We start from the raw sequence: 22336 nt of genomic DNA, 5'->3' as shown, positions 1-22336 counted from the left end.
AATAATGTTATTTTTATATTGACAAATTGTAGCAAAACGTATTTAATGACTTTGCTGTACTTAGGCGTATTGTGTCTAGAGAGGGCGATGTACAGTTCAAAATCCCCGCAAATGCGGGGTTTTTTATTATCTGGAGGGCGTATTTTATGACATCAGAAAATACACAGCAGGCTCCACAACCAGTTAAAAAGCGTATACCCCCAAAGGCAGGTCAAGGGCGTGTCAAAGGCGTTCCCAATAAAATGACGCGCATTTTAAAAGAAGCAGTGGTTAAGGCTGCTGAGAATGCTGGGAATAAAATTGGCAATGATGGTTTGACCTCCTATTTGGAAAAGCAGGCTATGGATTGCCCCGCTGCTTATTTGGCATTGCTTGGTAAGGTGTTGCCTTTGCAGGTGACAGGGGAAGATGGGGGAGCTATTAAAGTGATAACGCGTGTAGAAATCGCGCCTTTGGTCAATGACAACCACACAGATTAAGATTGTTCCAAAACTTATACCGATTTTTACAGGTAAGGCTTTGGTGCGTTCTGCTTGGGGTGGAAGAGGATCTGGAAAGACAAGATCATTTGCCTTGATGGCTGCTTTAAAAGGTTATCAATTTGGTAGGGGAGGAATATCAGGCACTATCCTTTGTGCGCGTCAGTTTCAAAATTCTTTGGCAGAAAGTTCATTGGAGGAGATTAAACGCGCCATTGAAGCGCATGACTTTTTAAAGGACTATTACAAGGTTGGGGAGTCGTCGATTAAATCGATAGATGGTCGTATAGCCTTTCAGTTTTCTGGTCTTGACCGCAATATTGCAAGTATCAAGTCTATGGGACGTATTTTGCTTTGTTGGGTTGATGAAGCGGAGCCCGTTACAGAGACGGCTTGGCAAACGCTTATACCGACTTTACGTGAAGAAGGAGAGGGGTGGAGAGCAGAATTATGGGTGACATGGAACCCATTGCGAGAGAATGCCCCCGTTGAGAAGCGGTTTCGCTTTTCAGACAATGAGGCAATTAAGCGTGTTGAGATCAACTGGTCAGACAATCCGAAGTTTCCAAAGATCTTGAATGAAGCGCGGCTTGATGACCTTAGAAACCGCCCCGAGACCTATAAGCATATCTGGGAAGGGGCTTACCTTACAGCGGTTCAAGGTGCTTATTATCAAAAGGAAATGTTGGCAGCCGAGCAGGAGGGGCGGATAGGGCGTGTTGCTCGTGACCCTTTAATGCAAATCCGTGCTTTTTGGGACATTGGGGGAACAGGAGCCAAGGCAGATGCAACAGCGATATGGATAGCACAATTTATTGGGAAAGAGATTAGAGTTCTTGATTACTATGAAGCACAAGGGCAGCCGCTCTCGGAGCATATAGGGTGGTTGCGTCAAAATGGTTATGAGAAGGCATTGATGGTTCTCCCCCATGACGGTGCGACCAGAGATCGTGTGCACAATGTAAGTTTTGAGAGTGCTTTAAATGATGCGGGTTTTGAAACACAGGTCATTCCTAATCAAGGGGCAGGGGCGGTTAAGATGCGTATAGAGGCGGTGCGGCGTATTTTACCCTCTGTTTGGTTTAATGAAGAGATGACAGTAGCAGGGCGCAAGGCACTGAATTGGTATCACGAGAAATGGGATGAGAAGCGTAATATTGGCTTGGGAGCAGAGCATGATTGGTCCAGTCATGGAGCAGATGCCTTTGGATTGATGTGTGTGGCTTATGAAGAACCTCCGACGATACACAAGAGACAAGCTTATAGCGGCAGAACGGAATATGAGAGTACCTCATGGATGGCAGAATGATGCATGATGAAGAGCATTTAGAAAAAGACAGCAACGTATCTGATCTCTCTCATGAAGGTTTGTTTCGCAAGCTTGTGAGTTGGTACAAAGAAGATGTGGAGCATGTGAATAAATGGCGTGAACATGCACGGGAGGATTTTGGTTTTTACAATGGTGATCAATGGAATGAAGAAGATTTATCGGCGTTAAAAAAGCAACGCCGCCCCGTTATGACCTTTAATCGTATTGCTCCGCTTGTGAATGCTGTTGTAGGCTCTGAACGCAATAACAAGCGTGAGGTACAATTTATCCCGCGTCAGATAGGGAAGGCATTGCCAAGTGAATTGCTTACCGGAGCAGCCGAATGGTTTAGAGACATGGCGCATGCAGAATACGCTGATAGCGATGCTTTCCAAGATGCGGTTATCTGCGGCATGGGGTGGACCGATACGCGTCTTGATTATGAAAACAGCCTCGATGGTGAACCGGTTATTACCCGTTTAGATCCGTTAAAGATGGTATGGGACAGTGCAGCGGTGCAACCGAACTTAACCGATGCGCAACGTTTGTGGTATGTGGACCGCAAGCCTTTGGAAGTAGCCAAGCAGATGTTTCCCAAAGCCCATTGGAGTGAACTGAGTGCGGATTGGGCAAGGGATGGGAGCTCTCATGAAGGTGTTCACCACAATGATCTTGATTATTACAGTGATGAAGGGAGCATTGATGTTGAAAATGGTCGGCGAATGGTCACGCTTGTTGAATGCCGTTGGTTTGAAAGCGAGAGGTATTACAAAGCGCCCGATTTAAGCACTGGAGAACTTCGTGATTATAGCGAGGAAGAATTTAAACAGCTTCAATGTATGATGCCGGATATCCAAGGAGCAGCTTTCAATAAAAAGGTTGTTAAACGTGCTTTTTTAGGGAGAAAATTGCTTGAATCGCCCGATCAACCCATGGTTCCTACTGGCCAATTGGGTTGGGAGTGTATAACGGGTTATTTTGACAAGATAGAACGGCAATTTTATGGGGTTGTGCGTCCTACAAAAGACCCACAACGATGGGCGAATAAATATTTCAGTCAAGTAATGCATATCCTTAATAGCCAATCCAAAGGCGGGATTATGGCAGAGAGGGGGGCTTTTGAAGATGAGAGAGAAGCCGTAAAAAGTTGGAGCAGGGCAGATAGTATTACGGTTTTGAAAAATGGGGCTTTGGCAGGTGGTAAAATACAGCCCAAACCGGTCTCTCAGTTTCCAGCAGGTTTTTTCCAGCTGTTTAATGAAGCGAAGGAAGCGATTAATCAGGTAACGGGTTTATCACCTGAATTCATTGGGACACGGGAAGTAACGCAGGCAGGTATTTTAGAGGCACAACGACGCCAATCTAGTTTAAATCTGCTTGCTTGTCTGTTTGATGCTTTACGTTTGTATCGCAAGCGGCAAGGTAAGATTATTTTACACTTGATACAGAATTACTTGTCCGATGGGCGTTTGGTACGGATATCTGGTGAAGAGAATGCACAATATATTCCTTTGACACGTGAAGTGGTGATGAGTGTTGAGTATGATATTGTTGTGGATGATGCCCCAACCAGCCCGAACGAAAAAGAGCGCACCTTTGGCATTATCACACAACTGCTCCCATTGCTTCAAAATGCCATTACGCCGGATATTATGCTTGATCTACTTCGTTATTCACCATTGCCTGCGTCATTGCTTAATCGTGTGAGTGAGAAGATGCAACAGCAGCAAATGGCACAACAACAGCAGATGGACCCCGAGCGGGAAATGAAGTTGCAGGAAAAGCAGCAAGATATTGCGGCTAAAAGTCAGATGCAACAGATGGATTTACAAGGCAAGCAGATTGAATTGGTCATGCGTCAAAAGAGAGCAGAATTGGAAGCGGAATTGATGCAACAGAAGCATGAGCTTGAACGGGAGCGTATTCTTAATGAACGAGCGCAAAATCAAATCATGCGTGAAAGAGCGGCAACATACAGAGGAAGAAGCATTTGAGAGAGGTTAGAGAATGAATGCAGAAATGAACGAAGCGATGAATGAAGATTATAGAGTTGGAGCACCGGTATTTGATGATGAGAGCTCTTTTGATGCTGGCTCTTTTGATGTTGATCATGATCTAGAAACGGTTGAGAGCAATGACATCACGTCTCCAGAGCCGGTTGCGCAGCCCGTTGAAAAACCTTCAGAGATTGTTCCTAGTATAGAGCAGCAGCGTGTGGAGCAACAAGCCAAACAAGCTCGTGAAGCGCTTGTCAAGTTTTATGAACCCCAATCCCAGACACCAATGGTTGAAGGTGAAGGCGGACCTCCAGACCTACGTGAGGACCCTGTTCGTTTAGTGGCGTGGATGTTAGATAAGATTCAAAAGCAAGATGCGTATATTAGGGAACAGAAAGAAGCGCTAAGACAAGCTGAGGAACAGCAGCAGCACGATATGCGTCTTGGTGAATTTTTTAATAATTCTGTTAAGTCGTTTCAAAATAAATCCAGTGATTTTGATGCCGCGGCAAATTTTCTTTATGAGGCACGCGCAAAGGAATTGAGTTCTTGGTCATCACTTTATCCTGAGTATGGACAACAAAACACAATAGATGCGATTATAAGAGATCAATTGCATGCTCTTGTAGCGACTTGTGCACAAAGAGATCTCAATCCGGCAGAAGAGATTTATAGAATAGCGCAAAATCTTGGCTATCAGAACCAAGCAGTACAAGCGAATAATCAAGTTGCAGAACTTCAAAGCCGTCAGAATTCTGCGAGAACCTTAACGGCATCTGGTGGAGGGGGGAGTGTTGGACCAATCACCTTAGGCACGCTTGAGGGGATGTCTGATAAAGAATTTAGTGCTTGGTATAGCAATCCGAAAAACAAAAGCATTTTTCGTCAATTGCATGGCGTATTTGATGAGGATTAAGGGGTTATTCCCCAATAGCCCCAATATGCGGGTTGATCACTCCGGCTTTAAGCCGGTTTTTTTATACAGCAAAGAAAGGTCAAATAAATGGCAATCACAACAGTTAGAGAAAGCGATCTCCACTCGATGGGGACATGGTCAAAAATACTCAACGTAGAAGTTTCAAAGGCGATTCCTATTGCACCCTTAATTGGAAAAGATTCCAATAGTATTATTCAATTAAAGACCGAAACACAAAAAGGCAAAGGAGATAGTGTTATCTTTAGTTTGCGTGCGCAGATGTTAGGGCGCGGTGTTTCTTCGGGGCAGGTTTTGGAAGGCAATGAAGAGGCATTACAATTCCTTCATGACAGATTGTATATTGACGAGCTTGCGCATGCTGCTCGAGTTGCTAATGAAGGAAGCATTGATCAGCAGCGTACGGTCTTTAATTTGCGTGAAGAAGCCAAAAATGCTTTGGTTGATTGGTATGCCGATCGGTTAAGTTTGATGTTCTTCATTCACGCTTGTGGTTATACAGCGCCGACCATTTCTTTTGAGGAACGTGTTATAGACATAGAGCCTGTGTATTACGGATTTAATGAACCAACAGAACCAAGTGGTAAGCGGATTATTCGTCCTGATGGCAAAACCAAGGATGAAGATCTTACAGATAAAGCAAAACATAGCTTTAGTCTCAAACTGATTGACGAGGCAGTTAAATGCGCCAAACTAGCCAATCCCAAAATTAGGCCTGTGCGTGTGAATGGTGATAGTGTTTACGTGATGTACTTACATCCGACGCAAGTCATGCAATTGCGCACTAATACAGACAAGGGAGAATGGCTTGATATACAGCGTGCTGTTTATTCGGGTTCACGGAGCAAAAATCCCATCTTTGATGGTTCCCTTGGCATGTATAATGGCGTTGTTTTACGTGAATCTGAACATGTCACCCATGGTGTAAAATCAACGGATAAAACGATGGTTTCCAGTGTTCGACGTGCTGTATTCCTAGGGGCGCAAAGTGTTGTGATGGCTTTTGGGAATAATCGCGGGGTCAATCGTTACAAGCTTGAAGAAGAATATTTTGATTATAAGCGTGAATATGGTTTAGCGGCAAAGACGCTGATAGGGATGAAGAAGACTCGCTTTGTTTTCTCAGGTTTACAGAAACAGGAGCAGGACTTTGCAACGATTGTTATTCCAACTTATAGCGGTGAAACTGCTTCGTAATAAGGAGAGATGATATGGCAAGCGGATTACCAGAACCCTTACAAGGCAGAAATTGTCATACCCAACAGGTAAGTTTTTTGCGGCTTGATTTTACCCATGAAGACAAAGAACGCGTCATGATCATAGGGACGTTACCTCGTGGGGCACTGATTACTTCGATTAAAGTGTTTATCAAGACGGCTTTTTCAGATGCGAAAGTAAAAATTGGCAGCACCCATGGGGGAACTGAGTTTGGGGAACCAGATATTAAACAGCAAGGCATCCAATCGGTTACAATTTCTGGTCAAAAGGAGTTTGTTTCTCAGGATAAGGAAGTTACTCTTTACGCGAAGGCAAGTAAATCGGTTCAAGCAGGTGAGGCAACGGTAGTTGTTGAGTTTGTTACAAATCGCTAATGAAAGGAGCATGACATTATGGCAAGCGGATTACCAGAACCCTTACAAGGCAGAAATTGTCATGCCCAACAGGTGAGTTTTTTTAGGCTTGATTTTACCCATGAAGACAAAAAGAAGAGCTTAAAAATTGGCATTTTGCCGCGTGGATCACTGATTACTTCGATAAAAGTCTTTATCAAGACGGTTTTTTCGGAGGCAAAGGTGAAGATTGGCACCACTCGTGGAGGGGAGGAAATTGGTGAAGCGGATATCAAAGCACAAGGGACCAAAGAGATAACACCGAAAGATCAAAAGGAGTTTGTACCTTATGATAAGGAAGTTACTCTTTATGCCACAGCGGATAAAGAAGTTGCTTCTGGTGCGGCAACCATCGTTGTTGAATTCGTCACAAATCGGTAATGAGAGAAGAGAAGCATTACCGATTTCATGGAGTGGGAGACTGGACGCTTAGTTGCAAATTAAGAGCAGAGAGCACAGCGACTAAGGTAGAAAGTTTAGGGTCACCAGTTTTGCTTAAAGAGCGGTATAATCCACTGCGTTCGCGATTGGTTTCTTTTGCTAAGGCACTCATATTTTGCGCTCTAGCAACGATACCAAGGGCATCCGCTATATGCGCAGCATCACCTGTTTTGAAGGCTTCATTTAAAAAGACTTTTTGAGATTCTGGTGTTGTGAGGTGTTTTTCAAAGTTAAAGGTTTTCAATTTCATTTTTAAGATCCTCTAAAAGAGATAAGGCTTTTTGAATATCACTGGATTGTGTGGATTTGTCACCACCACAAAGCAATATAATGATTTTATCGCCTTTTTTTGTAAAATAAATTCGGTAACCAGCACCATAATGGATACGTAATTCACCTATACCATTAAAAAACTTTGCATCACCCAAAAGCCCTGAACGAATTCTATGAAGCCTTGCAAGAATTATATTAGCAGCTTTTCTGTCTTTAAGCTTTTCTAACCAGTTATCGAATTCATCTGTTGTTTTTATTATCGCTACCATCAGTGCACTATACTACACAAAGTATATAATATCAATAGTAATAATTTTTACAGAAAGGTATTTTGATGACGCGTCATTATATTCGGGTTAAGACCGGAGGACCGATACCTGTAAAGCGAGATGTTTATCGTCATAAGAGAACACTTTCTCACCTTGTATCGGTCATCCAAGATGAGATTGATGACATAGGGGATGAGTATGTTCATCAAATACAAGAAAGTATTTTTGCAGCCATTCGTTTTTGTGAGAGAGAAAATTTTTACTTTAACGAAAGCCGTGATGTGGTGTTTGAGACACGGGCGGGGAAAGGTGTTTATGATGCAAGTGACACCCACCATATTGAAACAGCCGTTAAGATCAAAAACGTTTATTTGAGTTCTGATCAACATCATAAGCTTGCATTGGAGTGTAAGGACCATGTTTCTTTAGAGCCTTTGTTATCATCAGAGCAGCAAGGAACGCCGGTTTGCTACAGTTATTTTGATAGGAAATTACATCTTTATCCCACGCCGGATAGAGCCTATCAGATTCAACTCATTCTCTCTCCATTGCGTTTATCAGAGATAGAGAGTGTCGATGAGGAGCATTCATGGTTTGTGCACGCGTTTGATCTGATCAAAGCGCGTGCAAAATACGAACTTTACAAGAATATCTTGAAAGACCCCGATTGTGCAGCAGCAGCTTACAATGACTTTAACGAACAGTTGAATGAATTGCATGCAGAGACGTCTCAACGTCATAACGTGACCAGAATAATACCAACGGATTTTTAGCATGGTTTATTTTCCCATTGCCGATTACAGACCAGATGTTGCGGTTGTCAACGGCAGCTTTACGGATAGCCTTGTGAATGTTTTACCGGCAGATGGCGGTTACATACCCATGCCTAGTGCAATGGTTGTTTCTAATCCTTTGGAAGAAAAGCCCTTGGGTTCAATCGCCTTTAGAAGCGGTAATGGTGTTAAGATAATCGTAGGAGGCAAGCAAAAGCTTTACAGTTATGATAGTCAAACGAAGGGTTGGAAGGACATAAGTCAAAGTGGTGTGACCTATCATGCGCATGAGGATAATCAATGGTCGTTTGCGTTATTTGGTGAAAGCGTTATTGCGGTGAACAAAAACGACAAACCACAGGTTTTAAATACCCATAGTTCTGAACGATTTGAAGATTTAGGAGGCAATCCGCCGAAAGCAGGCTTGGTGAAGGTTTGGGGACCTTTTGTTTGTTTGATGCAATTGACAGATAATCCTAATCGCATTCATTGGTCAGGTTTGGATGATGCAACTCATTGGACAGTTAAGCAGAAAGATTGCGATTTTCAGGATTTTCCGGATGGAGAATATGTTCAAGGGTCTACGGAATCCACCAATCCCCTCATTTTTATGCGTTCTGCTATTTATGCAGGAACCTTTGTTGCGGGTTCTAAGATTGTGTTTACGTTTCAAAAGATACAAGACAAGCGAGGAGCCCGCAGCGCAGCCTCTATAGCATGTCGAGGGAGTGATGCTTTTTTTGCGGGTGATGGTGGTTTTTATCAAATGAGTTTGGATGGTCAACTTTTACCGATAGGTTTTGAAAAGGTTGATAGAACGGTTTTTAAAACATTTGATAAGTTTGCTCTTGATGAGATGCAAGGAGTTATAGACCCCATTGATAACCGGATTTATTGGTCCTTAAAGAGTGGCAATAACGAGCAAACCACCTTTGTTTATGATTGGGGTTTACAGAAATGGTCGACACTACAGGGAAAGCTTTTCACGTTGTTTCCAGTGTTTACAACAGGTTATACTTTAGAACAGTTAGATGAGATTTCGATCAATCTTGAGGCATTGCCGGCTTCTTTAGACAGCCCTCGTTGGCAAAGTGGCGCGCCCATGCTTGGTGCTTTTGATGAAAACAATCGGCTTGTTATGTTTACAGGAGCCCCGATGGAGGCAACGGTTGTTTCGCAAGAGATGGGGGCACCGGATGGAAGTTTTAGCTTTATCACGAAGATGTTTGCTGAAGTTGATACGACAGAAGGTCTTTTAAGCATAGGAGAACGTCGTCTTCGCAATAATCAGACGCCGATCACATGGCATAAGGAGAGGGTGTGTTCTTATGTCACGGGCGCTTATCACGGTCGTTCGCGCAATCGTTATCACCGGTTTAAATTACGCATTCCTAAGAATGAACCTTGGACGATGATTACGGGCTTTAATGTGGATTTACGTCCTTTTGGTAGAGGGTAATGGCAAAAATCTTTTTGACCAGTTCTTGGGATATGGAGCGTATAGCGCCTTATCTTGAAGAAATCATTGCATCTTTTAATGAGTATGTAGAGCGTTTTAAACATGAAATTACGTTGCAGGAACTGATTGAAGCCATTTGCACGGGCAAGAAACAGTTATGGCTTGTTTTGGATGATGAAGAGCGATTTTTAGCGGTAGTCACGACACAGATACAACAGACAGTTTTAGGAAAGAAGCGCGCGCTCATTTGTGAATGTAGTGGGATGGGTGTTCTTGATTTGGTTGATAATTTGCAAGTTGCAGAGGATTGGGCGCGTGAGAATGGCGCTTTTGAAATGGAGATCTTGGGTCGTTTGGGTTGGAAACGTGCATTGGACAAGCAAGGTTACAGCATAGATATGCTTTATTACAGGAAGGAATTGTGAAATGGGGAGCAAGACACCAGCAACAACAGAACAAAAGCAGGTACAGACAAGCGCCCCTCCTGCTTGGATGGAAAATGTATTTAAGCGTGGGGGTAGGGATGCGTATCATCTGTATAATACAGGGGCGGGTGGTAATGTGTATGGGGGACCTCGTATTGCCCCGTTAAGTGATCAAACGCGCTATGGCATTGGTGGTCTTGGCAGTATTCCTCATCATTATCAAAATCGCTCTTTGATGAATACAATCTACAATCCAACGTCGGCAGCCATGAATCTTAGACATATGGCTTCTGGTGGTATGGTTGGACAGAATCCGTCTTTTAATGCCGCCCTTCAAAATAGCTTAGACCGTGTAAGAGATACGATTAACAGCTCTTTTGCAGGTGCGGGTCGTTATGGGTCCGGTGCACATGCAGGTGTATTGGCAAATGAACTTGGTGCTTTGTCCACAAGAGCTATGGCAGATCAATATAATCGTGATGCGGACCGCATGATGCAAGCGAATTCACTGATAGACCAAGCCAATCAAAATCAGTTGGGAGCCTCAAATAACTTCTTACAGGGTTATGGCAATGCCTATTCCAATGCCATACAGGGGGGAGGTGTGCTTGATGCCCACAATCAGAGAATTGTTGATGCCAATCGTGAACGTTGGCTGGAACAAGACAATAGCGGTTGGAATAGGTTGAATATGCTTATGAACGCCGGTCATGGCTTTGCAGGCAATTACGGCAGGACGACAAATAGCAACACAGCTTCTCTGATGCAAGGCAACAATCCTTTGCAGAATACAGGAACGGTAGGTTCTCTGGCACTTCAGGTAGCACCGATGGCTTTTGGTTACATGGCAGGTGGTCCAGCAGGAGCCACATTGGCAGGAGGAGCATCCAATGCCTTTTTAAATTACATGAATAGGTAATGAGAACTGTAAAATCATTAAATGATAGTTTTGTAGGAGAGTGTGATGGCATTTCCATTATTAGGCTTAGCTGCTGGGGCAGCAGGAGGGGCAGCATTGAGATATGGACCTCATATTTTTAGGTATTTTTATCCCAGAGTCGTTCCCAAAATGGTTACAGGGGCGAAAGGATTGGGACAATTAATGAAACCAAGCCCGAAGAATCCTTTAGTAATTGGTGGGGCGATTGGGAGTATTCTGGATAATATAAATGAAGCACATGCTCCCTCCAACCCTTATTTACAGAATATGCAGCAGCCATATGGACCATTTATGCCCTCTACGGCTCCTAGAACGGAAATGCCTCTTGGTGTAGGAAATCATCCACCACTCCCTAATGCACAGGAGGCAACCCCACAAGAACTTAAACCTTATATTAATGAACAAATTCAACCCCAAACGCAACCATTAGCTACAGCATCTCAAGCACCACCTCCTGAACCGACAGATTTAGATAAATTTTTACAGTCCAATACTTATAAGTTTTTTCAATCAGATGCTTATAAGAAGCTACAAGATCTTTTTGCAGGTATGTCAGCAGCGCCATCAGGCGGTTCAGGATGGGATGCGCTAGCAAGCGGTGTGAAGCATCTTAATGAAGTAGATAAACAAAGAGGGCAGGTTAACCAGACCGTCGAGTATCTGAAGTCTAAAGGATACAGCGAAGAAGAAGCTGCTGTCATGGCACGTAATCCTCAAATGCTTAGTGCATTGCTCACAGGTGGTACAGATAGCATAAAACATTACAATGATGGAAGTTCGTTAATTGATGACCCAACATCACCAACGGGAAAGAGAGTGGTTTATCACCCTGGTGGGAAGGCGTATCTGGACAACGAACGTGCAGCCGCTTTACGTCAACATAAAAACGTGTATGCAAAGGTTTTGCTAGACGATATTGATTATGTGCAGGAATACCTTGAGAAATTTAAGGATAAGGCGACAGGTAATATAGCTTTAGTTGCTAGCTATGCGTCGCCAACGTCGGAACAATCTGATGCACGACAAATTTTGGAATCAATACAATCGCGTATAGCGCTTGACCGTATAGATCAAATGAAACTGTTGTCGCAGAGAGGGGCGCTAGGACTTGGAAATGTTAGCGATAAAGACATTGAAATGTTAAAAGAGTCTCTTGGGAAATTAAGTTTACGTATGTCTACACGAGAGCTTAAACGGCGTTTGTCAACAATAAAAGATGTTTTATCAAGACTGAACCCTGAAGTACAAGGTATTGTATTAGGTAAGATTGAGGCTACAGAAGATAATATGAGAAATGCCGTTACGGCAGAAAATGGTCAATATTCTACCGACTATCTGATGCTTCCGGAAAAGTATGCCGGTGTGTCGGTTATCACTACAAATGAAGCTGTTCAAAATCTTCCAAAAGGATCAAAATTTGCATTTCATACTCAAGATGGCATAAGGATTTATGAGAGGTAAGTTGTAGAATGTCTTCTCCTAACAACTACAGCAGTCAAATACCAGATTGGCTTAAAAAATACAGATTAGTTGACATTATTCCAAATAATTCGACTTCCACAGGTTTTGAAGGTAATAAAAATCAACCTGTACCGGATTGGCTTAAAGAATACAAATTGGTTGATATTATTCCAAATACCTCGTCTTTTACAGATTATGAAAATGCTCAACAGTCTCCAGAAATCACGCAAAGTGAAGCTTTTTGGAACTCTTTAAAGCATGGTTTGAGTTTTAATTTAGATGATGAAATTGCGGGGATTACAGCGGCAGGACGTGATGATGAGAATGAGAATGCACTAAAGGCTTTTGGAAAGGGACTTATCGGATATTGGTTATCTGGAGATAAAAAATACGAAGATAAGTATGACAAAGCAGTCAATAAATTACGTGATTATCAACGTAGGGTAAGCAATGCGCATTATTGGACGTCTTTAGGTGGAAATGCTTTAGGTTCGGCACTCCCTTCACTTGCGACGTTAGGAACAGGAGCGGTTGCAGGGCTTGTTGGAAGGGTAGCGCCTCATGTTGCTTCAAAATTAGGTCAAGCCTTTTTGAAAGCGGGGCAAACGCCGGTAGGAAGAGCGGGGCGATATGTAGGCGAAAAGGCAAGCCCATTTTTAGGTATCACGAAAAACACAACACTTCCTCATTTGCTTAAAGTTGGTGCGGCATCTGGTGCAGCACATGGAGCAGGTGAAGGAGAGGGGTTTGGTAGTAGGCTTACAAGTGCAGCAGTTGGTGGAGGATTGGGAGCAGCAGGCACAGCGGTTGGGAGCTTAGTTGGTTCCGCGCTTGGTTCTACTGTCGGCGGAATACGAAGACTTCTTTCCCCTTCTCATAAGCAAGGTATTTCAAAAGACGTGTTAAGAGAAATTAGTAAGCATTTAAGCAATGATGCTTCTGAAGAGCTTGGAAAATCTTTTGGTCGTTCCAAAAGTCCTACAGATTATGTTGTAGATCACAGCCCAATTTTACAGGATTTAGTGTTTGAACTCTCAAGGAAAAATCCGGATGCTTCCCTTGATTTTATCGAAAGAGCCGCCGCGAGAGCGCTGGGAGGAGGGGAGCGTATTCATCAGGCAGCAGATGAACACTTTGTTCCTCGTCAAAATGTCACAGGTTTAAAAGATGATCTTATTGCAAGCAAGAAAGCAGCGACAGATAGTCTTTACGAAATAGCCAAGAAAACGCCGATAGGAGAAAAATATTATGGTGCTCTTAATGAATTAATGGAGCGTCCTTATTTTAAACAAGCTTATGACGAAGGATTAAAGGAGTTCACGAGTGGTGGGAACAAAGTCAGTCCGTTTTCGTCTCAAAAGTTTAGTCTCCTTAAAGAAAAACCGAACATGGGGCTTCTTCATGAAACGCAGCGTAAACTTCGTTTTATGACAGATACAGCAAGGAACATGAGAGATGATAGCAAAGTTCGTACCTTATTAGGTATCCGGAAAAAATTGTTAGAGCTTATGGATGATATATCGTCTGAATATAAGAAAGGACGGGCATTGTATCATCAATATAGTGCACGTGTAGACGCCATGGATGCAGGCTCCAAAATCCTTAGCAAGTCGGTTAATAAGGATGAATTCAGTAAAATTTTTGATGAATTACCAGAGGGACAACAAAAATACTTTAAAAAGGGATCAAGGGGAGAACTTTTCGAGGGCATGAGGCAAACGACAGATAAAGTCTCCAAAGCAAAAGAGATTTTTGATACGGATGATCTTTATGAAAGATTTGCAAAGATTTACGGAGCAGATAAAGCTTCTGCTGTTAAGAAGGTTGTCAATAAAGAAGCCAATTATGCAGATCTTTATAACAGAATACCCAATCGTATAGCGAATAAAGAGATATCTTTTACGCATAATATGCATATGCCTACCAGTACCCAAGATGCAGCCTTGCAGGTTGGAAAAGCAGCGGTGAAGGCTTCTTCTATTCCCTTCAAAGAAGCGGCTTTAAGAGAGCGTCAACGCATTGAAAAGGATATCGTCAAGTTATTAACAGGTGGTTCAAAAATTTCCAATGATAAAATTGTAGAGCTCATTCAAAGCATGGTGACAGCGCATAATCGCGGATACGTTACAAAAGAGTGGGTGAACCAATTTTTGGCTTCGTTGCTTGGAGGAGGAGGAAAAGCATTGGCTGGTCAATTTAATATGCTGAGTACACCAAGGTAGGGGAGAATGTATAAAGCTATGACCCGTTATAGTCCTTCTGTTAATCAAGCGATACGGCAAACAGCAGCGCGTTATGGCTTGCCAGAGAGTTATTTATACCGTGTTGCGCAAGTGGAAAGTGGAGGCAATCCGAATGCAAGGAATCCCCGCTCTTCTGCTGGTGGTTTGTATCAATTTATCGATAGCACAGCCAAACAATATGGTTTGCAGGATAGGTTTGACCCCATGCAAGCGGCAGATGCCATGGGGCGCTTGACACTTGATAATCGCAATCATTTAAGCCGCCTGTTGGGGAGAGCCCCTAGTGAAGCGGAGTTGTATTTAGCACATCAACAAGGGGCAGGAGGAGCTGCGCGGCTTCTTCAAAATCCCCATGCCAATGCGGCGCAAATTGTTGGGAGCAATGCAGTTGGCTTGAATGGTGGAAACAATGCTATGCGTGCAAGTGATTTTGTGAACCGTGTATTACAGATGTATGGTGGGCAGCAGGCAAGGAGCCCATCTCCTGTTGCTTATGGTCATCCTATAGCACAGGGAAAATTTGGCAATAGAGACAATTTGCTCGAGGTTTTAAGGGCATTATTAGCATCACAAGAAGAAGCTTCGGAAGAAGAAGAGAGTGATGATGATAATCCTTTGATGACGCAATTCATGCGGGCGTTTTACGGACCATTTTACCGGAACTAGGATTCATGAGAAATGTCAACGATCTATGATTGGTCGCTTAGAGCGGCGGATAATACGCGCGTGGATGATTTGATTGATTGGTCAGAGGGACAGCACCCTAGCAGTGTGAATACGAGCGCCCGTGTGATGATGCAAAGGATAAGTGAGTATTTATCGGATACGGGTGGAGCGCTTGAAGGCATTGTTACAAATGATCATGTCCAACAAACGAGTGTGATAAGACTTGCAAGCACCTCACAGTTTTTAGAGTATAAGAATGGTATCCTTTTGCGCTTTATGGCTATGGGTAAGAATGTTGGAGCGACCACGATTGTCTTAAATGATTTAGTTGCTAAGCCGGTTTATAAGGCGACAGAATTAGGCATCAGTGCATTATCGGGAGGGGAAATCCAACAAGGGTGCATTTATACATTGGTTTATAATGGAGATCATTGGCATCTTGTTAATCCTACCTCTATCCCTTTAGAAGAAGAAAGCAGTCTTTATCCCACGGGTTTTATAGGAACATTTGGAATGCGCGGGATTCCAAAGGATTGGTTACCCTGTGATGGGAAAGCTTATTTGCGTCGTGATTATCGTGATTTATTTGAGACAATAGGAACGGTTTGGGGAGAGGGGGATGGCGTTGAGACGTTTAATGTTCCAGATTTTCGAGGGATGTTTTTACGGGGTGTTGATGGAGGGCGCAATATTGATGAAGGGCGTTCTTTTGCAAGTGTGCAAACAGATTTAATCGAGGCGCATCAACATCAAGGACAGAGCCTTTCGATGTCTCATTTTACCAGCAACGAAAACTTTTGGGATGGGAATACGACGGATGTGTTGGGCTATCGTCTAGGCTTGTTTGGGGGGAGTTCTCTAGCGAATTTTATGGGCATAGAGCGTGAGAATTTAGGGGGATACATTGTAAGTTCTCATACTCTTGATGAGAGCCAAGAGGTTGTTTTGGAGAGCACTGGTGAAGGCGAGACGCGTCCAGTAAATGTGAGTGTTCTGTTTGCGATTAAGACATGAGGTTTAAGATGTCGACGATCTATGATTGGTCTTTAAATGCCTCCTTGAATGCCTATTGTGATGATTTGATTGATTGGTCAAAAGGACAACGTCCTAGCAGCGTGAATAATAGCGCCCGTGTGATGATGCAGCGTGTACGTGAATATTTATCCGATACGGGTGGTGTGATTGAAAATACCTTTAGGGTTGATGCTGAACAACAGACGACGTTGATAAGACTTCAAAGTAAATCTCATTTTTTGAAATATAAGAATGGGATATCAATATGTTTTAAAGCAAAGGGTAAGAATGTTGGAGAAACCGCAATTGCCTTGAATGATTTAGCCGCTAAACCTGTTTACAAGGCAACGGAATTAGGCATGCGTGCTTTATCGGGAGGCGAACTTCAAAGGGGATGCATTTATAGCTTGGTTTATAGGGATCATGCTTGGCAAGTTTTAAATCCTACGCCTCTCTCTTTATCACAAGAACCGGTTATTCCCGTTTATCCTACAGGGACCATAGGGATTTTTGGGATGCAAGTTTTGCCAGAGGGCTGGTTACCCTGTGATGGGAAGGCTTATTTGCGCAGTGATTATAGTGATCTGTATGCAGCAATAGGAACAAGGTGGGGAGGAAGTGATAGTTCGACCAAGTTTAACGTTCCTGATTTGCGTGGTGTTTTTTTACGAGGTGTTGATGATGACCGCGAGATAGACCGCTTTCGTTATCTTGGCACTTTACAAAATGATGCTATGAGAAAGCATGACCATGGGGGGCAATCCTTTACGATTTTGAATGATGAAGATGAGGAAGAGAGTTGGCATGGTGATATGACGATCATCTGGGGGTATGTGTTGAATGAACAGCAAAGGGTAAAGCTTGCAGAACGTCTGGATGTGAGAGCAGAGGATATACGCGTGCACCATAAGCTAGCCTTTCCCCATTCCCACCTTCATATGCGTGATGTTGAATTGGTAAGTTCAGGTGTAAGTGAGACGCGCCCGATTAATATGAGTGTTGTGTTTGGAATCAAGACGTGAGGTTTAAGATGTCGACGATTTATGATTGGTCTTTAACGGCATCTGAGAATGGTGGGGCTGATGCTTTGATTAATTGGTCAGAGGGACAGCATCCTAACACGGTCAATAACAGTGCTCGTGTTATGATGCAACGGGTGAGGGAATATTTATCGGATACAGGTGGAGTGCTTGAAGGGATTGTGACGGGTGATGATCAACAAAAGACGAGTGCGATAAGGCTTCTAAGCCAATCGGCATTTTTAGAGTATAAGAATGGCATATCGGTTTGTTTTAAAGCGAAGGGAAAGAATGTAGGGGCGACAACAATTGCTTTGAATAATTTAGTTGGCAAGCCCGTTTATAAGGCGACAGAAACCGGTTTATTAGCTTTATCGGGAGGAGAGATACAAGATAGTTGTCTTTATACGCTTGTGTATGATGAAGAGCTTACGGGGTGGCAAGTTCTCAACCCGACAAGGGGCAAAGTTTCTTCATTAAAACGCTTACCTTCTGGTCTGATAGGACCGTTTGCAATGGAACGCTTGCCGGATGGTTGGTTGCCTTGTGATGGGCGTGCTTATTCACGGCTTGTTTATTGGGATTTATTTTGTGTAATAGGAACGACGTGGGGAGAGGGAGATGGCGTTAGGACGTTTAATGTTCCCGATTTTCGGGGGATGTTTTTACGAGGACTGGATTATGAACGCAATCTAGATCCTTGGCGTTCTTTTGCAAGTGTACAACCCTGTTCTTTAAAAGCGCATGAACATTTTATAGGTCCAGCGTTATCAGAAGGTCTTTCTTCTCGTAAAAAACGGGATGTTTCTTCTTCTGAAGCTTTCTTGCAAAGGCGAAAGAGATTGGTAGACGAAGAGTGTGTAGGTTTGAGTGGGGATGCCTTATCCAAGTGTAATAAAGAATTTGACCAAATAGCAGGAAGTTCACAGTCAGAAGTTCCCTTTTGGTTTACAGAACAAGACAAACCGCCACGCTTACCGTGGTTTATCAGGAGTCCCTTTGCTAATTTTTTATATTATTCAACGCCTATAACAGAAGGGCTGAATGACAGAGCGCATCATGAACATCACCTTATGGCAGAGAGGGTTGGTGGTGTTGAAACGCGCCCCGTTAATGTGAGTGTAATTTATGGAATAAAGACATGAGGATATGAAATGTTATTAAAGCCGTTTGCGATATCAGAGATTAGCGACCCGTCCCAAGTACGGGTCGTTTTGTATTCGGGGGGAGGCTTTGTACATGCGCCGCTTGATGGCGTTTTTGATTTACTGAAAGCAGCTTTGAAAACGGAGCTTGATGGATCTGTGAAAGATTTAGAGAAGCGCTTAGAGACATTAAGAGAAGATTTTGAAGATTTGAAAAAGTGTTCATTATTAGACGAAGTACTCTGAATGATGTGAGGAGGAAAGCAGATGAAGATACCCGATCATGAACATGAATATTTGATACCTATCGCGACGAGAGAAGAAGTGATAGCAGGAACTTCTCAAGACAGCGTTATTGTTCCCAAGCTTTTAGGGACGGCCTCTTTGTATTCGTATGAAACCTTTGCGCCGTTAGAGCAGGTTGTTAATGCGAGGCAAGAAGCTGAAAAAGCCATGGCGCGTGCGAATGGCGCGCAACAAACAGCAGATCAAGCGAAAACTATAGCAGACAGTGTCAAGGAATTATCGGATGCAGCAGCGACGACGATAGCGCAAGCAGCCAGCACAGCAGCGAGTGCAGTTGCTGTAGCTTCTGAAGCCAAGACAACAGCAGAGACAGCTTTAGAGCAGGCAAATACGGCATTAACAGCATCCAATGCCGCTAAGACAACAGCAGAGGTATCGAAAGTCTCTGTAGAAGATTCCAAGATGAAATCAGAAGCAGCCGAGAGGTTAGCGCAAGAAGCCAAGCGTATTGCGGAGGATACTAAAAGTACAGCCGATAGAGTGACGACAGCGGTCACGGAAAGCTCTCAAATAGTGACACAAATACAAGGCACAGTAGAGACAGCTTTGACAGAGGCAAGAGAAGCCAAGGCAACGGCAGGAGATGCAAAAACACTTTCCGAACAAACCAAAAGCGCTTTTGATGATGCCAAGCAGGTGATGGGTGAGGTGAAGAATGTTGCAGAAACAGCGGCAGCGAGCAGTGGGCAAGCCCTCACCACAGCGAATGAAGCCAAGAGTGCAGCGGATACAGCATCTTCGGTAGCTGGTGATGCAAAAGAAACGGCGTCTAAAGCCCTGTCGGTAGCGAATGATCTTAAGCAATCGGTTGATCATGTTAAGAATACAGTTGAGGGAGTCAAAAGGACAGCAGAAGGGGTAGAACAGAAGGCTTTAACAGTAGAAGATGTTGCTACACAAGCCAAGACTAAAGCCGATGAAGCCAAACAATTGGTTGAAGAAGTTAAGACGACAGCGCATTCGGCAGAAACGTTAGCGAATAATGCAAAGCGGTTAGCGGATAGCGCAAAAAACACAGCGGTGGAAGCGAAAAATAAAGCAGAGGATGCTTATGTACTTTCGCAAGAAGCTAAGAGCACAGCAGAAACGGCAGAAGAGAAAGCCGCAAGAGCCGAAAAGAAGGCGGATGATGCGACAGTCACAGCTTCTGAAGCCAAGACTATGGCGCAAGAGGCAAAACAGGCGTTAGAGACAGCAACAGCGCAACAAGATGCTTCTGAAACACTGTCTAAAGCCGCTGAAGCGAAGAAAGTAGCAGATCAGGCAGCAACGTTAGCCAATGAAAGTAAAACGACAGCTGTTGAGGCAAAAGGTTTAGTCGAGGAAGTACAACAATCGGTAGCGACAGCGACAGAAACAGCAGAAGATGCAAAAAATACAGCAAGGAAAGCGACAGTAGATATTATTTCTATCAAGGCAAAGGCTTTAACAGCAGAGAGCGTAGCTAATGAAGCCAAAGTAGCATCAGAAACCGCTGTTAGGGCGGCGAATACAGCGAAGACCACAGCAGAAGAAGCCAAGAGTGCAGCGGATACAGCAACAGCGACGGCTCTTCAAACCCAACAGAGTGCAACAGAAGCTTCTAGGATAGCCTTGGAAGCAAAAGCGGCAGCAGAGTCTGCGGCGCGTTTAGGAGAGACAGCAGGGCAGGTAAGTTCAGAAGCGGTGAAGGGTATAGCGGAAGAGGCAAAGAGTAAAGCCGAAGCAGCTGAGAAGGTTGCACAAGAATCTCAAGGTGCTTTGGATGAACTAAAACAAGTTGCCAATAGTGCGAAGTCGATAGCGGAAGAAGCAAAAAAGGTTTCTGAAAGCGCCCAGAAGAAGGTAGTACAGGTAGAGACAGTAGCGGGTGAAGCTGAAAAGATAGCGAAAGAAGCCAAACAGACAGCTGGTTATGCTAACCATGAGGCGGCACAAGCGCGCAGTGAGGCGGAAAAGGCAAAAAGCACAGCGAATGAAGCGTGGAGTAAAGCTTACGACGCGAATGAGGCAGCCAATAATGCTAAGGTTATAGCAAGATTAGCGGAAATGGCAGGCGAAGAAGCCAAGAAAATAGCGGAGAAAGCCGATGACCGAGCGTATGAAGCCAAGAATGAAGTAGAAAAAGCCAAGGATATAGCGAGTAATGCAAAATATATAGCAGAACAAGCGCAGAGGGCAGCCGAAGCAGCGGGTAAAAAAGCGGCGTCTTTGGAAGAAGAAGCGGAAGAGGCACAAAAAACAGCCAAAGAAGCCAAGGAGTCTGCTGGTTATGCAAGACATGACGCGGGGCAAGCCCGTAGTCAGGCAGAAAAGGCAGAGAATATAGCCTCGTCTGCGATGAGTAGGGTTATCGATATCAATCAAGTGGTTGAGAATTTTAAAGCCCCCGTAAGTTTAGCGCGGATGTACTCAGAAGAAGCCAAGAAAAAAGCCGAGGCAGCAGATTCAAAAGCCTATCAAGCCAAGAGCGAAGCCGAAAAAGCCAAGGAAGTTGCCGATAGAGCGAAAAGAACAGCAGAAGAAGCCAAAACAACCGCCGATACGACGAAGCAAGAGCTTGGTGGTATCAAGAGTTCCCTAGCAACGGCAACAACAGCCCATACAGTAGCCTCACAGGCAAAAGTGCTAGCGGAAGAGATAAACAATTTACTGAAACGGTCTAATTTAACGGTTCTTTCAATCTCCACACCGTTTCTTGTTGCGACAGGCAAAGCGCAATTAACCGTGAAAAAAGGAACCTATCTAACTTTGCCACGAACTCATGATATTTTGGTTGCAAGTTATGCGGCAGATACAAGAATAAACGTTCCTTCTCTTTCGGCAGGTAAGGATTATTATGTCTATTTGGTTTCTGATGGAAAGCAGTCTCATAAAATTGTTGTATCAGAAAACTCTACGTATCCAAACGGTTACAGCGTCAATAATTCGCGCAAGATAGGAGGGTTTCATACGCTTTGTGCGGATGTTGGTACGATTTCTGGTCACCCCTTGTCTGGTTATAGGGCAGGGGATATTTTACCCAATTCAGTTTGGTGTTTAAATCACCGCCCGTATAGTTCACCAGAGGGAATGGTCTACGACCCCTCTACAGATCTTTGGGTTGATATTTATCTTCAATCAGGGACGGGTGAAAATACGAAATCAATGTATCGTACCAATATAATAACAAACCGTAATTATACCGAACATGTAACAGATATGGCGCGTGTTAAAAAATCTTTACTGAGTGATGAAGCGTTTGCTTCTGCTATGTATGGAAGCAATGAAAAGACACATATTGTTGGCAAGAAAGAACCAACCTCTAAGGTTTCAGGTGGATATAAGGATACGGCGAATCGTCGAATGATCTCGCATATCGGTTGTGAGGATGGTTGCGGTTATGTTTGGCAATTTTTATCGGGCACGTTTCCTATACCCATAAGCCGTACGCAAAATACGTTTGAAATGAGAGCATTGTTAGGGGGTGGTAGCTGGAGTAATACAACGGATAATGGGCGTTTTACTCGAGCCGCCATGATCGTCAATGGTGGAAATGAACAAGTTGCGGCGCGTGGATGTAGCCATACGCGTCATTTTGTTTAGGAGGGAGAG

21 protein-coding genes are annotated in these 22336 nt (G+C 43.7%); 19 read left to right on the top strand and 2 right to left on the bottom strand.

Annotated elements, in window-relative coordinates; genetic code table 11:
• Positions 1 to 146 precede the first annotated feature (146 nt).
• The 7 genes from QHG57_RS00420 (at position 147) to QHG57_RS00390 (ending at position 6710) form a co-directional block, all read left to right on the top strand.
• Complete coding sequence (locus QHG57_RS00420; RefSeq protein WP_317993837.1) at positions 147 to 479, top strand: hypothetical protein; 333 nt, start codon at positions 147 to 149, stop codon at positions 477 to 479.
• Complete coding sequence (locus QHG57_RS00415) at positions 460 to 1788, top strand: PBSX family phage terminase large subunit (protein ID WP_330169253.1); 1329 nt, start codon at positions 460 to 462, stop codon at positions 1786 to 1788. Before QHG57_RS00420 ends, QHG57_RS00415 begins: the two co-directional genes overlap by 20 nt.
• Complete coding sequence (gene bgtI, locus QHG57_RS00410; protein WP_330168179.1) at positions 1773 to 3782, top strand: BaGTA-type gene transfer agent portal protein BgtI; 2010 nt, start codon at positions 1773 to 1775, stop codon at positions 3780 to 3782. The genes QHG57_RS00415 and bgtI overlap by 16 nt, the downstream gene beginning before the upstream one ends.
• Before the next feature lie 13 nt (positions 3783 to 3795).
• The gene (locus QHG57_RS00405; RefSeq protein WP_317993834.1) at positions 3796 to 4701 is read left to right on the top strand and encodes a hypothetical protein; all 906 of its coding nucleotides are present in this window, start codon (positions 3796 to 3798) and stop codon (positions 4699 to 4701) included.
• A gap of 87 nt (positions 4702 to 4788) precedes the next feature.
• Entirely contained in the window at positions 4789 to 5916 is a 1128-nt protein-coding gene (bgtG, locus tag QHG57_RS00400) for a BaGTA-type gene transfer agent major capsid protein (RefSeq protein ID WP_317993833.1), read from the top strand.
• Positions 5917 to 5930: 14 nt separating this feature from the next.
• Entirely contained in the window at positions 5931 to 6311 is a 381-nt protein-coding gene (locus tag QHG57_RS00395) for a hypothetical protein (protein ID WP_317993832.1), read from the top strand.
• 18 nt (positions 6312 to 6329) lie between these two features.
• The gene (locus QHG57_RS00390; RefSeq protein WP_330169252.1) at positions 6330 to 6710 is read left to right on the top strand and encodes a hypothetical protein; all 381 of its coding nucleotides are present in this window, start codon (positions 6330 to 6332) and stop codon (positions 6708 to 6710) included.
• Between the two features lie 25 nt (positions 6711 to 6735).
• On the opposite strand, the gene QHG57_RS00385 is transcribed toward QHG57_RS00390, so the two are convergent.
• Together QHG57_RS00385 and QHG57_RS00380 are read right to left on the bottom strand one after the other, a co-directional pair.
• A complete protein-coding gene (locus tag QHG57_RS00385) occupies positions 6736 to 7020 on the bottom strand; it encodes an addiction module antidote protein (RefSeq protein ID WP_317993830.1) in 285 nt (94 codons plus the stop codon).
• On the bottom strand, positions 7001 to 7312 hold the full coding sequence (locus QHG57_RS00380; RefSeq protein ID WP_017196508.1) for a type II toxin-antitoxin system RelE/ParE family toxin: 312 nt from the start codon (positions 7310 to 7312) through the stop codon (positions 7001 to 7003). The genes QHG57_RS00385 and QHG57_RS00380 overlap by 20 nt, the downstream gene beginning before the upstream one ends.
• A gap of 65 nt (positions 7313 to 7377) precedes the next feature.
• Here QHG57_RS00380 and QHG57_RS00375 point away from each other — a divergent pair, with 65 nt between their 5' ends.
• From QHG57_RS00375 to QHG57_RS00320, 12 genes are read left to right on the top strand one after another with little or no spacing between them, the layout of a single operon-like run.
• Positions 7378 to 8085: a phage adaptor protein gene (locus QHG57_RS00375; RefSeq protein WP_317993829.1), complete on the top strand. Its 708-nt coding sequence runs from the start codon at positions 7378 to 7380 to the stop codon at positions 8083 to 8085.
• Between the two features lies 1 nt (position 8086).
• Complete coding sequence (bgtE, locus tag QHG57_RS00370; protein ID WP_317993828.1) at positions 8087 to 9544, top strand: gene transfer agent protein BgtE; 1458 nt, start codon at positions 8087 to 8089, stop codon at positions 9542 to 9544.
• A complete protein-coding gene (locus QHG57_RS00365; RefSeq protein ID WP_317993827.1) occupies positions 9544 to 9969 on the top strand; it encodes a hypothetical protein in 426 nt (141 codons plus the stop codon). Before bgtE ends, QHG57_RS00365 begins: the two co-directional genes overlap by 1 nt.
• Before the next feature lies 1 nt (position 9970).
• Positions 9971 to 10888: a BaGTA-type gene transfer agent maturation protease BgtD gene (gene bgtD / locus QHG57_RS00360; protein WP_317993826.1), complete on the top strand. Its 918-nt coding sequence runs from the start codon at positions 9971 to 9973 to the stop codon at positions 10886 to 10888.
• Between the two features lie 45 nt (positions 10889 to 10933).
• A complete protein-coding gene (locus QHG57_RS00355) occupies positions 10934 to 12370 on the top strand; it encodes a hypothetical protein (protein ID WP_317993825.1) in 1437 nt (478 codons plus the stop codon).
• An 8-nt stretch (positions 12371 to 12378) separates the two neighbouring features.
• Complete coding sequence (locus tag QHG57_RS00350) at positions 12379 to 14592, top strand: hypothetical protein (RefSeq protein WP_330169251.1); 2214 nt, start codon at positions 12379 to 12381, stop codon at positions 14590 to 14592.
• Between the two features lie 18 nt (positions 14593 to 14610).
• Complete coding sequence (locus tag QHG57_RS00345; RefSeq protein ID WP_330168762.1) at positions 14611 to 15279, top strand: transglycosylase SLT domain-containing protein; 669 nt, start codon at positions 14611 to 14613, stop codon at positions 15277 to 15279.
• A 12-nt stretch (positions 15280 to 15291) separates the two neighbouring features.
• Entirely contained in the window at positions 15292 to 16293 is a 1002-nt protein-coding gene (bgtC, locus tag QHG57_RS00340; RefSeq protein ID WP_330169250.1) for a gene transfer agent tail collar protein BgtC, read from the top strand.
• An 8-nt stretch (positions 16294 to 16301) separates the two neighbouring features.
• Entirely contained in the window at positions 16302 to 17315 is a 1014-nt protein-coding gene (gene bgtC / locus QHG57_RS00335) for a gene transfer agent tail collar protein BgtC (RefSeq protein ID WP_317993822.1), read from the top strand.
• An 8-nt stretch (positions 17316 to 17323) separates the two neighbouring features.
• The gene (gene bgtC / locus QHG57_RS00330) at positions 17324 to 18457 is read left to right on the top strand and encodes a gene transfer agent tail collar protein BgtC (protein WP_330169249.1); all 1134 of its coding nucleotides are present in this window, start codon (positions 17324 to 17326) and stop codon (positions 18455 to 18457) included.
• Positions 18458 to 18466: 9 nt separating this feature from the next.
• A complete protein-coding gene (locus QHG57_RS00325) occupies positions 18467 to 18703 on the top strand; it encodes a prefoldin domain-containing protein (RefSeq protein WP_317993820.1) in 237 nt (78 codons plus the stop codon).
• Positions 18704 to 18724: 21 nt separating this feature from the next.
• The gene (locus QHG57_RS00320) at positions 18725 to 22327 is read left to right on the top strand and encodes a phage major tropism determinant (RefSeq protein WP_330169248.1); all 3603 of its coding nucleotides are present in this window, start codon (positions 18725 to 18727) and stop codon (positions 22325 to 22327) included.
• The last annotated feature ends 9 nt before the right edge of the window (positions 22328 to 22336 follow it).

Source organism: Bartonella grahamii subsp. shimonis (assembly GCF_036327415.1).
Taxonomy (GTDB): domain Bacteria; phylum Pseudomonadota; class Alphaproteobacteria; order Rhizobiales; family Rhizobiaceae; genus Bartonella; species Bartonella shimonis.
The sequence above is the reverse complement of the archived record's forward strand: the minus strand, read 5'-3'. Positions and strand labels throughout refer to the sequence as shown.